This is a genomic window from Nocardia sp. CA-151230, assembly GCF_050942175.1.
GTDB lineage: Bacteria > Actinomycetota > Actinomycetes > Mycobacteriales > Mycobacteriaceae > Nocardia.
Genome location: NZ_CP192061.1, coordinates 7,089,743 through 7,103,563, shown reverse-complemented (window position 1 = coordinate 7,103,563; position 13,821 = coordinate 7,089,743). Strand labels below are relative to the sequence as shown.

Genomic DNA, 13,821 nt, shown 5'->3' with positions numbered 1-13,821 from the left:
GCTGCCCCGGCGCGGCTACGTCATTCGATCGGCGTCGGATGCCGCGAGGCGGGCCTTGGCCGCCGCCAGCCGGCCCAGCTCATCGGCCAGTTCGGGGGAAATCGCCCAATCCGGGCGATCGATGAATCCGGCCGGTAGGTACGGCGAGCGAACGGCGGTCCGATAGCCCAGATCCCGCGCCCAGCAGGCCAGGGCCAGTAGCGGCAGCGCCAAGACGCCCTCGGGATCGTTTCGCCAGGTGTCGTTGTCGAAGAAGGCGCGATGCAGCCGCAGCGCGTTTGTCATCTCCCAGTCGAAGCCCTCGGAATCGCCGTCGGCCAGGCGCAGGAACACCTCCACAGCCGGCCGGAACAGCAGGTCCGTCACCCGCTGCGCACCCACCCGGCTGGTGGTGTCCAGCGCCCAGGCCGCCTCGTACACGCTCTTCGGGCCGAACCGCCAGGCCGTCTGCAGCAACCGCACCCACTCGTACTGGAAGTCGTCGAAGGCGCCGTCGCCGAACTCGCGCAGCCGCTCGATCGGATACTCGACCAGCTCACCCATGGCCTCGGCATCACGGGCGATGAGCGTCCACCAGAACGCCGCCCGCCAGCCCGCGACCCGGTCGTACTTGTCGAAGCCGGATTCGATACCGCTCGCCCGGAACCGGCGCGTCACCGTCTGCTCGGTCGAATGCGCGAAATACCAGGTCCGCGCCCGAAACGCCGGCGGATCCGACATCAGCATGGTGGCCAGCAGCACACCGTCCATCGACCGCGAGAAGTTCGGACCCTCCGGCCGCACCGGCATCCGCGACCGATAGACCACCGGGGCCACGGAGCCCTCGTCGACCTCCCTGATCGACCTTGCATCGACCCCGTGCCGCGGTACCTCGATCATCGGCCCGTCCCCGTCCGCACCTGGAGCCGCTCGCCCGGCTCGCCGAAATCCCTTGGAATGTATCCGGATTCGAGGTGCCCCGCAGTCCGAGCAGCGTCCCCGCGCAGGCGGGTGCGCTGTGATCGGGGCAACCGGTCACACTGGATGAGTGACCTCGACTGCTCCCCAACAGACCTCCGGCACAGCCGCGGCGGCCGACGCCGGCGTGCCGGTGCTGCGCGATTTCGGGGGCGGGCCGTTCGGGATCTACATCCACGTGCCGTTCTGTGCGACGCGGTGCGGGTATTGCGACTTCAACACCTATACGGCGGGGGAGTTGGGTAGCTCGTCGTCGCCGCAGTCGTGGTTCGAGGCGCTGAAGGGTGAACTTGCCACGGCGGCACGGGAATTCGATGGTCTGCGGTCGGCTGTGCCGGCGGTGCAGACAGTCTTCGTGGGCGGTGGCACGCCGTCGCTACTCGGTGGGGACGGGCTCGCGGGGGTGCTCGACGCCATTCGGGAGAACTTCACGCTCGCGCCCGGGGCCGAGGTGACGACCGAGTCCAATCCGGAATCCACCTCGGCCGAATTCTTCGATCGCATCCGCGCGGCCGGGTACAACCGCGTCTCGCTGGGCATGCAGTCCGCCGCCCAGCACGTGCTGAAGATCCTGGACCGGACCCACACGCCCGGCCGGGCCGTGGCCGCCGCCAAGGAAGCTCGTGCCGCGGGCATCGAGCACGTCAATCTGGACCTCATCTACGGCACGCCCGGCGAAACCGACGCCGACCTCGACGCCAGCCTCGATGCCGTCCTGTCCGCGGGCGTCGACCACGTGTCGGCCTACTCCCTGATCGTCGAGGACGGCACCGCCCTGGCCCGCCGGGTCCGGCGCGGCGAACTTCCCGCCCCCGACGACGACGTGCTCGCCGCCCGCTACGAGCGCATCGACACCCGCCTGGCCGCGGCCGGCCTGGAGTGGTACGAGGTGTCCAACTGGGCCGCCTCCGACGCGGCCCGCTGCCGCCACAACCTCGGCTACTGGGACGGCGGCGACTGGCTCGGCGCCGGGCCGGGCGCGCACAGTCACGTCGGCGGCGTTCGCTGGTGGAACGTGAAACACCCCGCGCGCTACGCGGATCGGGTGACCACCGGCGCCCTCCCCGCCGCGGGCTGGGAGTCCCTCACGCCCGAGGAGCGCTACACCGAGCGCGTCATGCTCACCGTCCGCCTCCGCACCGGACTGCCGCTCGCCGACCTCGACGCCGGCGGGCGCGCCGCCGCCGACCGCGTCATCGCCGACGGCCTGGCCGAGCGCGCCGGCGACCACCTGATCCTGACCGGCCGCGGCCGCCTGCTGGCCGACGGTGTCGTCCGCACCCTGCTGAGCTGACCTGCGGGAATCCTCGAACCTCAGGTGGAACCGCGCGGTCCGGACTAGATTGACGGACGGAGATTTCGTACAGCAAGGTCTGTATCGCGGTCGGAGCCTCGGCCGCGGCCCGTAGCGCCCCGAGGCGACCTACGGCAGCGCCCCGAACAACCTTCGGCCCGAGGACATCTCATGGTGAAGCCACCTGTGCGCCACATCGAGCTCCTGAATCGCCTCCGCATCCGTGCCGGTCGCCAGGCCTCCCGAAGCGTGAGCGCCGCGGCGGTGGCCCTGGCGCTGGCCGTGACTCCGCTCGCCGTAGCACCGGCCACGGCCGCGGCCCTGCCCACGATCGTGCTGGTGCACGGCGCCTTCGCCGACGCCACCAGCTGGGACGGCGTGGCCGCCCAACTGCGCGCCGACGGCTATTCCGTTGCGACGCCGGAGAATCCATTGCGCGGGCCCGCCTACGACGCGGCGGCGATCCAGCGCACGATCGACGGCATCCCGGGCCCGATCGTGCTGGTCGGTCACTCCTACGGCGGCACCGTGATCAGCAACGTGCACGACTCGAAGATCGAATCCCTGGTCTATATCTCGGCTTTCGCGCCGGTCCAGGGTGAAGCCGCACTGCTGGAACTGAATCCGATCCAGTACCCCGGTTCGCAACTCACCCTCGCCCTGCGGCTGAAGATGGTGGCCGACCAGCAGGGGATCGCGGGCCGGAATGTGGACGCCTACATCGACCCCGCCAGTTTCCCCGACGTCTTCGCCCAGGACGTCGATCCGGCCACCGCCGCCGCCATGGCCGCCCGCCAGCACTCCCTGGCCCTGTCCGCCAACCTCGAACCCTCGGGCTCGCCCGCCTGGGCCGCCACACCGAGCTGGTATCTGGTCAGCACCGCCGACCGCGTGATTCCCCCTGCGTCCCAATGGGATATGGCCAAGCGCATGAACGCCCACACCTCCTCGATCGACGCCTCCCACGCCGGCCTCGTCTCCCACCCGGCCGACGTGGCCGCAGTCGTGGAGGCCGCCGCCGGTCAGTGACACCGGGCACGGCAGGTGCGGACACCGGGGCACGGTACGTGCGCCGACTCCGCCCAGGTGGCGGGCGGTGGCACAGCGACTTGCGTCGGGGACACTAAACTGGAGGAGATAATCCGGGAAATCCGCGTGGCCGGTGCCGAATGATCGGCTGCTTCCTGCCGGCGGAGGGCTCGGGCGTGCACGAGGCGTACCCGAGGGCGAGCAAGGAGGTGGGGCCATCATGTCGAGCACCGAGCAACGACGGCTCGAGGTCCTGCGGGCCATCGTCGCTGACTACATCGCGACGAAGGAGCCCATCGGGTCCAAGACCCTGGTCGAGCGGCACAACCTGGGTGTCTCCAGCGCCACCGTCCGCAATGACATGGCCGTGCTCGAGGCCGAGGGCTACATCGCCCAGCCGCACACCTCCTCCGGCCGGATACCCACCGACAAGGGCTACCGGCAGTTCGTCGACCACATCTCCGAGGTCAAGCCGCTGTCCGGCGCGGAACGCCGCGCGATCATGGAATTCCTGGAGAGCGGCGTCGATCTCGACGACGTGCTGCGCCGCGGTGTCCGCCTGCTGGCCCAGCTGACCCGGCAGGTCGCCATGGTCCAGTACCCGACCGTGTCCGCGTCCACCGTGCGCCACATCGAGGTCGTCGCGCTCAACCCGGCCCGCCTGCTGCTGGTCGTGATCACCGACACCGGCCGCGTCGATCAGCGCCTGGTCGATCTGGGCACCGTCGTCAGCGAGGACGATCTGGCCGCCCTGCGCGGCATGCTCGGCAAGGCCATGGACGGCAAGCGCCTGGCCGCCGCGTCCGTGTCGGTCGCCGAACTTCCCGAGCATTCCCCGTCGCCCAAGCTCCGCGATGTACTCATCCGCGTCTCCACCGTGCTGGTCGAGACGCTGGTCGAGCATCCGGAGGAGCGCCTGGTGCTGGGCGGCACCGCCAACCTCACCCGCAATGCCTCCGATTTCGCCGGGAACGGTTTCCCGGGTTCGCTGCGTTCGGTCCTGGAGGCCCTCGAAGAGCAGGTGATCGTGCTGAAGCTGCTGGCCGCGGCACAGGTCCCGGGTACCGTGACGGTGCAGATCGGCGAGGAGACCAAGGTCGAGCAGATGCGCGGGACGGCCGTGGTGTCCACCGGTTACGGGCTGACCGGTACGGTGCTCGGAGGTATGGGGGTGCTGGGACCGACCCGCATGGACTACCCGGGGACCATTGCCTCGGTGGCGGCTGTCGCCCGATACATCGGTGAGGTGCTCGCCGAACGGTGAGCGAGCACAGAGACGAAACAGGACTAGAGAGCGCACGTGGCACGGGACTATTACGCACTGCTCGGAGTCGCACGCGGTGCGACCGACCAGGAGATCAAGCGCGCCTACCGGAAGCTGGCGCGCGAACTTCATCCCGACGTCAATCCGGACCCGGAGGCGCAGGAGAAGTTCCGCGAGGTCTCGACGGCGTACGAGGTGCTGTCCGATCCGGAGAAGCGCCGCATCGTCGACCTCGGCGGTGACCCGCTGGAATCCGGCGCCGGCATGGGCGGCGGATTCTCCGGCGCCGGCTTCGGCGGTCTCGGCGACGTGTTCGAGGCCTTCTTCGGCGGCATGAACGCCTCCGGCGGGACCCGCAAGCCGCGCGGTCGCGTGCAGCCGGGCGCGGATTCGCTACTGCGGACCCGGCTTTCGCTGCAGGAGTGCGCCGTCGGCGTCACCAAGCACCTGACCGTCGACACCGCCATCCTCTGCGACCTGTGCCAGGGCTCGGGCACCAACGGCAACTCCAAGCCGGTGCGCTGCGAGACCTGTGGCGGCGCGGGCGAGGTGCAGAGCGTGCAGCGGTCCTTCCTCGGCCAGGTCATGACCTCCCGGCCCTGCCCCACCTGCCGCGGCGCGGGCGAGACCATTCCGGACCCCTGCCGCAAGTGCGGCGGCGACGGCCGCGTGCGTTCGCGCCGCGAGATCGCCGCGCCGATCCCGGCCGGTGTCGCCAACGGCATGCGGGTGCGCCTCGCGGCCCAGGGTGAGGTCGGTCCCGGCGGCGGCCCCGCCGGCGACCTGTACGTGGAGATCGTCGAGCAGCCGCACGACACCTTCGTGCGCGACGGCGACGACCTGCACTGCACGATTCGCGTCCCCATGGTGGACGCCGCGCTCGGCGCGACCGTCGTCATCGACACCATCCTCGACGGCCCGGTGGAGCTGACCATCCCGGCCGGCACGCAGCCGGGCGAGGCGTCGGTGCTACGCGGCCACGGTATGCCCAAGCTGCGCGCCAACTCTCGCGGCGATCTGATCGCGCACCTCGACATCGTGGTGCCGACCAAGCTCGACTCCAAGCAGTCGGATCTGCTGCGCAAGTACAAGGGCATGCGCGTCAACGAGCACACCGAGGTGATGACCGCTCAGTCCGAGCACAACTCGGGTCTGTTCGCACGCCTGCGCGCCTCCTTCAGCGGACGCTGATCCGTTGGCCGCCACCGTCTTCTACCTCGACGAGATTCCCGAACCGGGTGCGACCGCGGTGCTGGACGGCCCCGAGGGCCGGCACGCCGCCACGGTGCGCCGCATCCGGGTCGGGGAACCCATCACGCTCTCCGACGGGCACGGGATCCTCGCCGACTCGGAAGTGGTTGCGGCCGGCAAGGATCGGCTCGAACTGCGGGTGCTGGCCAAACGGACGGCGGCGCCCTGGACCCCGCAGGTGACGGTGGTCCAGGCGCTGCCCAAGTCCGACCGTTCGGAACTGGCCGTCGAACTCATGACGGAGGCGGGCGCCGACGCCATCGTCCCCTGGCAGGCGCTGCGCTGCGTCTCCAACTGGGAAGCCAAGGCGCGCAAGGGCGTCGAGAAGTGGCGGGCCGCGGCCAAGCAGGCCGCCCGCCAATCCCGCCGCGCCTACATCCCCGATGTCGCCGAGTTGCACACCACGCGCGACCTGCTCGATCTGGTCCGCACCGCCAAGGCGAACGGCGCGATCGTCGCCGCCCTCCACGAGTCCGGCGAATCCCGTTTGACCGAGCTGTCTTTCGACGGGGCGACCGAGGTGATCCTGATCGTCGGTCCCGAAGGCGGCCTGGACGACTCGGAACTGAAGGCCCTCGCCGAGGCCGGCGCCGACATCGTCCTGCTCGGCCCGACCGTGCTGCGTACCTCCACCGCGGCCGCGGTCGCCCTCGGCGCGCTGGGCGCGCTCACCCCGCGCTGGTAGGCGCGTCGCGACCCGGTTCGCCACGGAATGGATTCGGGCCTGCGGCAGTTGCATGACACCGGACCGTTCACCCTGCTGGTAGCCCCTTATTCACTGGGCGGTGTCGGTGGGCGGCGGTAAACTTCTGTCACAGCAAACGGCATCGAGACCGGAAAGCAGGCCATAGCCACTTTTGAGAACACCAGGCGAAATCGGCGATCAGAGCACACCCATTGCCGGCATCGGCGCCGGCGTCAACGGTTCCGGACCGGCGGGACGGACCGTTCGTTCCAGCATCGAATTGGCACCGGAATCGGTGTTCGGTTTCCTGGGTTCGGCTGACGAGAACCTGCGTGAACTCGAACGCCTCCTCGATGCCGACATCCACGTTCGCGGCAATTCCGTCACGCTGACCGGCAAACCGGCCGATGTCGCCCTGGCAGAGCGAGTGGTGGCGCAGCTGGTCGCGCTCACCGCGCGTAATCGGGTGGTCTCGCCCGAGGCGGTGCGGCACACCTACTCCATGCTCACCGAGGGCTCCTCGGATTCTCCGGCGGAGGTGCTGAGCCTGGACATCCTGTCCCGGCGCGGCAGGACCATCCGGCCCAAGACACTCAATCAGAAGCGCTATGTCGACGCCATCGACGCGCACACCATCGTGTTCGGGGTGGGCCCGGCCGGTACCGGCAAGACGTATCTGGCCATGGCCAAGGCCGTGCAGGCGTTGCAGACCAAGCAGGTCAACCGCATCATCCTGACCCGGCCCGCGGTCGAGGCGGGCGAGCGGCTGGGCTTCCTGCCGGGCACGCTGAACGAGAAGATCGACCCGTATCTACGCCCGCTCTACGATGCCCTGCACGACATGATGGATCCGGAGGCGATCCCGAAGCTCATGCAGGCCGGTGTCATCGAGGTCGCCCCGCTGGCCTACATGCGCGGTCGCACGCTCAACGACTCGTTCATCATCCTGGACGAGGCGCAGAACACCACGGCCGAGCAGATGAAGATGTTCCTCACCCGCCTGGGCTTCGGTTCCAAGATCGTGGTGACCGGTGACATCACCCAGGTCGATCTGCCGCACGGCGCGCGCTCGGGTCTGCGCGCGGCGACGGAGATCCTGCACGGCATCGACGACATCCATATCGCCGAGCTCACCAGCGCCGATGTGGTCCGTCACCGCCTGGTCGGGGAGATCGTCGACGCCTACGACCGGTTCGAGGCGGAGTCGCGGCCCCCGGCCGCGGTCCACTATCCCGGCAATCGGGCACAGCGACGTGCCGCGAGCCGAGGAGAGCGACGCTGACCTCTCCCTCTAGGCTGTTCGGGTGAGTATCGAGATCGCCAACGAATCGGGTATCGAGGTATCCGAAGAAGAACTGGTCAGCGTCGCGCGGTTCGTCATCGCTCAGATGGATGTGCATCCGGCGGCCGAGCTATCGATGGTGCTGGTCGATCTCGACACCATGGCGGATCTGCACATGCGCTGGATGGACCTACCGGGTCCCACCGATGTCATGTCCTTCCCCATGGACGAGCTGGAGCCGGGCGGGCGGCCCGATGCCGCCGAGCCCGGCCCCTCCATGCTCGGCGACATCGTGCTCTGCCCCGAGTTCGCGGCCCAGCAGGCCGAGAAGGCCGGGCACTCCATGGATCACGAGCTGGCGCTGCTGACCGTGCACGGCGTCCTGCACCTCCTCGGCTACGACCATGCCGAGCCGGAGGAGGAGAAGGAGATGTTCGCGCTGCAGGCCTCCCTGCTGGAGGGCTGGTACGAGAACGTGCGCCAGGAAATGCGCCGCGCGGAGCTCGCCGAGCGCGACCAGCGGCTGTTGGGCAAGACCGGATTCACCGACACCACCGGTGATCCGCTGGGCCCGGCGTGAATTCATTCGTTCTGATCCTGCTGGCGATCGTCCTGGTCCCCGCCGGTGGCGTGTTCGCGGCGCTGGATTCTGCGCTGAACACGATTTCGCCTGCCCGCGTGGAGGATCTGGTGCGTGCCGACCGGACCGGGGCGGCGCGGCTGGCGCGCATCATCGCGGATCGGCCGCGCTATGTGAATCTCATGGTGCTGCTGCGTCTCACGTGCGAGATCACCGCGACGGTGCTGCTGGCGGCGGTGCTCATGGACTGGCTGGACGAGGCCCCGGCGCTGCTGATCACCGCGGCGGTCATGGTGCTGGTCGACTATCTGGTGATCGGTGTCGGGCCGCGCACACTGGGCCGCCAGCACGCGTATTCGCTGGCGCTGGGCGCGTCGCTGCCGTTACAGGCCATCGGCTCGCTGCTGGGCCCGGTCAGCCGGCTGCTGATTCTCATCGGTAACGCGATCACCCCCGGTAAGGGATTCCGCAACGGCCCCTTCGCCTCCGAGATCGAGCTGCGCGAGGTGGTGGATCTGGCGGGGGAGCGCGGCGTGGTGGATGCCGACGAGCGCCGCATGATCCAGTCGGTCTTCGAGCTCGACACCACCCCGGCCCGCGAGGTCATGGTGCCGCGCACCGAGATGGTGTGGATCGAGGCGGAGAAGACGGCGGCGCAGGCCATGTCGCTGGCGGTGCGGTCGGGGCATTCACGAATTCCGGTGGTGGGCGAGAACGTCGACGACATTCTGGGTGTCGTCTATCTGAAAGACCTGGTGCCGTACGCGGATCGGAGCCGGAAGGTGAAGGTACGGCAGGTCATGCGGCCCGCCGTGTTCATGCCGGACTCCAAGCCGCTGGACGCACTGCTGGACGAAATGCAGCGTCGCAGAAACCATATGGCGGTACTGGTGGACGAGTACGGCGGCATCGCCGGGCTGGTCACCATCGAGGACATCCTCGAGGAGATCGTGGGCGAGATCGCCGACGAGTACGACAAGGACGAGATCGCGCCGATCGAGAAGATCGGCCCGGGCAAGTTCCGGGTCTCGGCGCGACTGCCGGTGGACGACCTGGGCGAGCTGTTCGACATGGCGATCGAGGACGAGGACGTCGACACCGTCGGCGGTCTGCTCGCCCACGCCCTGGGCCGCGTTCCACTGCCCGGCTCCAAGGCCGTCATCCACGGCCTGCAACTGAAGGGGGAGGGCGCGGCCGACGCGCGCGGCCGCATGCGGATTCACACCGTGGTGGTGCGCAAGGGCCCGGAGCAGACGAGAACCGAACCGGCGGAACATGAACCGGCCGACGGCGCACACGAGGATGGAGAGGCCGATGATTGAGTTGGATGCGGAGGACAGCAAGCTGTTGGTCCTCGCCCGTGGGGCCATGGGCCGCACCGGCGGCAATGGCGGTGCGGCCGTGCGTGATTCGGACGGGCGCACCTACGCGGCCGGGACCGTGGAGCTGACCGCAATGAAGCTGACCGCGTTGCAGTCGGCGGTGGCGGCCGCGATCTCCAGTGGCGCAGGCGATTTCGAGGCGGCCGTGGTGGTCGCGGGCAAGCTGTCGGATCCCGGGGTGTCGGCCGTGCGTGAGGTTTCGCCGTCGGCGCGCATCATCTTCACCGATGCCAAGGGCGCGGTGTTCGACGTGCTGGAGGCCGGTGCGCCCGCGGACTACGGCGTCGAGAATCCCATTGCGGCACAGCGGCCCGCGGAGGGCGACGCGGCCGGCGAACGCGAGCTTCCGGCGGGCTTCGATCTGGACACCGAATCGGAGGTTTTCGAGTGAGCGGCAAGGGTAAGGACAGCGGCGAATTCCGGTCCGGCTTCGTGTGTTTCGTGGGCCGGCCGAACACCGGCAAGTCCACGCTCACCAATGCCATGGTGGGGCAGAAGATCGCCATCACCTCCTCGCGGCCGCAGACCACGCGGCACACCATTCGCGGCATCGTGCACCGTGATCACGCGCAGCTGATCCTGGTGGACACCCCCGGTCTGCACCGGCCGCGCACGCTGCTCGGCCAGCGCCTCAACGACCTGGTACGCGATACGTATTCGGAAGTCGACGTCATCGCCGTCTGCATTCCGGCGGACGAGAAGATCGGCCCGGGTGACCGCTGGATCGTCGATCAGATCAAGACCATGGCGCCCAAGACGACCCTGCTCGGTGTGGTCACCAAGATCGACAAGGTGAGTCGCGACCAGGTCGCCCACCAGCTGATGGCCGTGTCCCAGCTGCTCGGCCCCGAGGCCGAGGTGGTTCCGGTCTCCGCGGTCAAGGGCGAGCAGGTCGAGGTGCTCGTCGACGTCATCGCCTCCCAGATGCCCGAGGGCCCCGCCTTCTACCCCGACGGCGAACTCACCGATGAGCCCGAGGAAGTCCTGATGGCCGAGCTCATTCGCGAGGCGGCCCTCGAGGGCGTCCGCGACGAGCTCCCGCACTCGCTGGCGGTGGTGATCGAGGAGGTTCTCGAGCGCGAGGAGAACGAGGACCAGGAGACCGACGGCCGCCGCTCCGCCGAGGGCATGCTCGACGTCCACGCCCTTCTCTACGTCGAACGCCCCAGCCAGAAGGCCATCATCATCGGCAAGGGCGGCGCCCGCCTCAAGGAGGTCGGCACCAACGCCCGCAAGCAGATCGAGCACATCCTCGGCACCCGCATCTACCTCCACCTGCACGTGAAGGTCGCCAAGGACTGGCAGCGCGACCCCAAACAGCTCGGCAAGCTCGGCTTCTGACCAGCTCTCTGCCCGCAGCCACGTGAGCGGCTGCGGGCAGATGCGGCGGATCGCCCTGTGCTGCCGGCGATTTCGGTGTCCGCGGCCGGCGCGGGATCAGGTGTCGGCTGGGGCGTATGTCCCCGTGGTGCCGTGGGGCGGACGCGCCGGCGTGCCAGTCCAGGCCATCAGTGCATCGGGCGGGGCCGTCTCCTGGCTGCGGGTCAGGGCCGGGGCCACCAGGGTGCCGGGCGGTTCTTGTGCCATTCCAGCTCCGATTCCAGTTGGGCCGCAACGGAAACCAGGAGCGGTTCGGAGTTGGCCGGTCCCATGAGCTGGGAGCCGACGGGGAGGCCGGTGGCGGTGAAGCCGGAGGGGATGTTGACGGCGGGCCAGCCGAGGACGTTCCAGGGCCAGGTGTAGGGGCAGGCCGCGGTGATGAGTTCGTCGGTGGCCCAGCTGCCGATGTCGTCGATCTCGTGGACGCCCGGGGGCGGGGTGGCCGTGGTGGGGGCCAGCACCAGGTCGAAGTCGTCGAAGATGCGGCCGGTTCGCATGCGCAGCAGGGGTTCTACGCGGCGAGCGGCGAACAGCAGCGGCGAGAGGATGCGGCCGACGGCGGCATTGTGGGTGGTGCGCGGATCCACCTGCGCGCCGGGGAGGCGGTCCAGCGCCTCGCGGATGCCGACCATGGAGCGGGGGAGGAAGGTCGCACCCATCAGCACGCCGTAGTGGACGTCGGCGATGGTGACCTCGTGACCGAGGCGGCGCAGCGTGGCGGCGGTGGCGTGCACCCGGGCCTCGACCTCGCGGTCGAGCGTGGTCCTGGTGGCGGTGAACGGGATTCGCAGGGAGAGCGCGATGCGCAGGCGGCCGGGATCGCGGCCGACGGCGTCGGAGACGCGCAGGGCGGGCGGGGTGTGCAGATCGCCCGGATGAGGTCCGGCGGCAGCGTCCAGCAGGAGCGCCGCATCGGCGACGGTGCGGGCCAGCGGGCCGTTCACGGTGAGCCCGTAGAAGGCTTCCGGCAGCGGCCAGGTGGAGATGCGGCCGCGCTGCGGCTTGATGCCGACCAGGTTGTTCCAGGCCGCCGGGATGCGCACCGAGCCCGCGCCGTCGGATCCCAGTGCGGCGGGCACCAATCCGGCCGCCACGGCCGCGCCGGATCCGCCGGACGACCCGCCCGGCGTGTGGCCGGCGCTCCAGGGATTCGTGGTGTGCCCGAAGGCGTCTCCGCTGGTGAACGGCAGCTGCCCGAGTTCGCAGGTATTGGTCTTGCCGACGATGACCGCCCCGGCCGCGCGCAGCCGCCGCACCGCCTCCGCGTCCTCGGTCTTGGCGTGGAATTCGCCGCCGCAGCCGAAAGCCGTCGGGGTGCCGGTCAGGTCGGTGTCGTCCTTGATGGCCAGGGGCACCCCGAGCAGGGGCTCGCGCTGTCCGGCGGCGAGTTTGCGGTCGGCGTCGGCCGCCTCGGCGAGCGCTTCGGCCCGCCGCACGATCCGGAAAGCGTTGAGCGCTCCCTGGCTGGCCTCGATCCGGTCGAGCGCCGCGCTGGTCGCCTCGACCGAGGTGAGTGTGCCTGCCGCCAGTGCCGCCGCGAGTTCCGCCAGCCCGAGTTCGCCAACCGACGCCAGTGTCATGTGAATCCCGTCTCTTCTGTACCGGGGAGTAACATAGCGCGATTCTGGTCACACGTCCAACGTGTGGCGGCGTGATCGACCGGGCAGTGGTCGATCACGCCTCATCGGCATCGCGGCGAGGGCGCGGCCGATGTGTCACACGACCGAATCCTCGGTCCGAGGATCACGCTCAGCATGCGGCGTGCGGCCAATCGCCGGCCAATGAACTTCTAATCGGCACACACCCGGTGGCTCGTCGTGGTCCGGTCGGTCGCGCGTGCGAGACTGTTGCCGTGCGGTTGTATCGGGATCATGCGGTGGTGCTGCGCCAGCACAAGCTGGGCGAGGCGGACCGCATCGTCACGCTGCTGACCCGCCAGCACGGTCTGGTGCGTGCGGTCGCCAAGGGTGTGCGGCGCACCCGCTCCAAGTTCGGGGCGCGGCTGGAACCGTTCGCCTACGTGGATGTGCAGCTGCATCCGGGCCGCAATCTCGACACCGTCACCCAGGTGCACACGGTCGAGACCTTCGCCGCCGACATCGTCGCCGACTACGGCCGCTACACCACCGCCTGCGCCGTGCTCGAGACCGCCGAGCGCCTGGCCGGCGAGGAGGGCGCACCCGCCGCCCGCCTGCACACCCTCACCGCCGGCGCGCTGCGCGCCATCGCGCTGGGCCGCCGCCCCCACGAACTGATCCTGGACGCATACCTGTTGCGCGCCATGGCTTTCGCCGGTTGGGCGCCCGCCCTCGACGACTGCGCCCGCTGCGCCACCCCCGGCCCGCACCGCGCTTTCCACGTGGCCGCGGGCGGCGCGGTGTGCGTGCACTGCCGTCCGCCGGGCGCGGCCACGCCCATGGTCGGCGTCCTCGATCACATGAGCGCTCTCAATCGGGGCGACTGGTCCGGCGTCGACGCCGTCTCCGACGCCATGCGCCGCCAGGCCAGCGGTCTCATCGCCGCGCATCTGCAGTGGCATCTGGAACGACAGCTGCGCACGCTCCCGCTCATCGAGCGCACCCGCCCGCACGAGGCCGTCGAGCGCGACGCGGTGGCCGAGCGTCCCCGTGCCGCCATCGGCTGATGCCGGGCCGAATCACCCTGGGAGTCCCGGTGAGCGGGCGCGGGAAAGCGGGTCCGGAGCGCGACGCCGTCCT

At 69.7% G+C, this 13,821-nt stretch carries 12 protein-coding genes and 1 pseudogene; 11 read left to right on the top strand and 2 right to left on the bottom strand.

The annotated features are described in order from the left end of the window. Positions 1–15 precede the first annotated feature (15 nt). Entirely contained in the window at positions 16–879 is an 864-nt protein-coding gene (locus ACQP1O_RS33450; RefSeq protein ID WP_433562354.1) for an immunity 49 family protein, read from the bottom strand. 211 nt (positions 880–1,090) lie between these two features. Here ACQP1O_RS33450 and hemW point away from each other — a divergent pair, with 211 nt between their 5' ends. From hemW to era, 10 genes and pseudogenes are all read left to right on the top strand, one after another. Next, the gene (hemW, locus tag ACQP1O_RS33445; RefSeq protein WP_433567882.1) at positions 1,091–2,251 is read left to right on the top strand and encodes a radical SAM family heme chaperone HemW; all 1,161 of its coding nucleotides are present in this window, start codon (positions 1,091–1,093) and stop codon (positions 2,249–2,251) included. Positions 2,252–2,422: 171 nt separating this feature from the next. Further along, entirely contained in the window at positions 2,423–3,280 is an 858-nt protein-coding gene (locus ACQP1O_RS33440) for a lipase family alpha/beta hydrolase (protein WP_433562353.1), read from the top strand. A 220-nt stretch (positions 3,281–3,500) separates the two neighbouring features. Beyond that, complete coding sequence (gene hrcA, locus ACQP1O_RS33435; protein WP_379399297.1) at positions 3,501–4,544, top strand: heat-inducible transcriptional repressor HrcA; 1,044 nt, start codon at positions 3,501–3,503, stop codon at positions 4,542–4,544. Positions 4,545–4,580: 36 nt separating this feature from the next. Further along, positions 4,581–5,735: a molecular chaperone DnaJ gene (gene dnaJ / locus ACQP1O_RS33430; protein WP_433562352.1), complete on the top strand. Its 1,155-nt coding sequence runs from the start codon at positions 4,581–4,583 to the stop codon at positions 5,733–5,735. A 4-nt stretch (positions 5,736–5,739) separates the two neighbouring features. After that, complete coding sequence (locus tag ACQP1O_RS33425) at positions 5,740–6,480, top strand: 16S rRNA (uracil(1498)-N(3))-methyltransferase (RefSeq protein ID WP_433562351.1); 741 nt, start codon at positions 5,740–5,742, stop codon at positions 6,478–6,480. A gap of 211 nt (positions 6,481–6,691) precedes the next feature. Beyond that, positions 6,692–7,762: a PhoH family protein gene (locus ACQP1O_RS33420; protein WP_354835996.1), complete on the top strand. Its 1,071-nt coding sequence runs from the start codon at positions 6,692–6,694 to the stop codon at positions 7,760–7,762. A 22-nt stretch (positions 7,763–7,784) separates the two neighbouring features. After that, positions 7,785–8,342, top strand: a complete 558-nt coding sequence (ybeY, locus tag ACQP1O_RS33415; RefSeq protein WP_354835462.1) for an rRNA maturation RNase YbeY — start codon at positions 7,785–7,787, stop codon at positions 8,340–8,342. Then, positions 8,339–9,664 (top strand): hemolysin family protein, encoded by a 1,326-nt coding sequence (locus ACQP1O_RS33410; RefSeq protein ID WP_433562350.1) that lies wholly within the window; start codon positions 8,339–8,341, stop codon positions 9,662–9,664. The genes ybeY and ACQP1O_RS33410 overlap by 4 nt, the downstream gene beginning before the upstream one ends. Further along, positions 9,657–9,962 (top strand): annotated as a pseudogene (locus tag ACQP1O_RS33405) (cytidine deaminase); the annotation flags it as partial. The gene ACQP1O_RS33410 and the pseudogene ACQP1O_RS33405, both read left to right, overlap by 8 nt. 149 nt (positions 9,963–10,111) lie before the next feature. Then, positions 10,112–11,065, top strand: coding sequence for a GTPase Era (gene era, locus ACQP1O_RS33400; protein WP_433562349.1), 954 nt, complete (start codon positions 10,112–10,114; stop codon positions 11,063–11,065). A gap of 203 nt (positions 11,066–11,268) precedes the next feature. Here the strand turns inward: era and ACQP1O_RS33395 are convergent, their stop codons facing one another. Further along, positions 11,269–12,684, bottom strand: coding sequence for an amidase (locus ACQP1O_RS33395; RefSeq protein WP_433562348.1), 1,416 nt, complete (start codon positions 12,682–12,684; stop codon positions 11,269–11,271). A 272-nt stretch (positions 12,685–12,956) separates the two neighbouring features. Here ACQP1O_RS33395 and recO point away from each other — a divergent pair, with 272 nt between their 5' ends. After that, positions 12,957–13,748 carry a DNA repair protein RecO gene (gene recO / locus ACQP1O_RS33390; RefSeq protein ID WP_433562347.1) on the top strand — a complete coding sequence of 264 codons (792 nt, stop codon included), beginning with the start codon at positions 12,957–12,959 and terminating at the stop codon, positions 13,746–13,748. The last annotated feature ends 73 nt before the right edge of the window (positions 13,749–13,821 follow it).

Excerpts from the sequence above, each read along its gene's own strand:
- ACQP1O_RS33440 (WP_433562353.1), top strand. The coding sequence starts at position 2,423 with ATGGTGAAGCCACCTGTGCGCCACATCGAGCTCCTGAATCGCCTCCGC.
- ACQP1O_RS33450 (WP_433562354.1), bottom strand. The coding sequence starts at position 879 with ATGATCGAGGTACCGCGGCACGGGGTCGATGCAAGGTCGATCAGGGAG.
- ACQP1O_RS33395 (WP_433562348.1), bottom strand. The coding sequence starts at position 12,684 with ATGACACTGGCGTCGGTTGGCGAACTCGGGCTGGCGGAACTCGCGGCG.
- hrcA (WP_379399297.1), top strand. The coding sequence starts at position 3,501 with ATGTCGAGCACCGAGCAACGACGGCTCGAGGTCCTGCGGGCCATCGTC.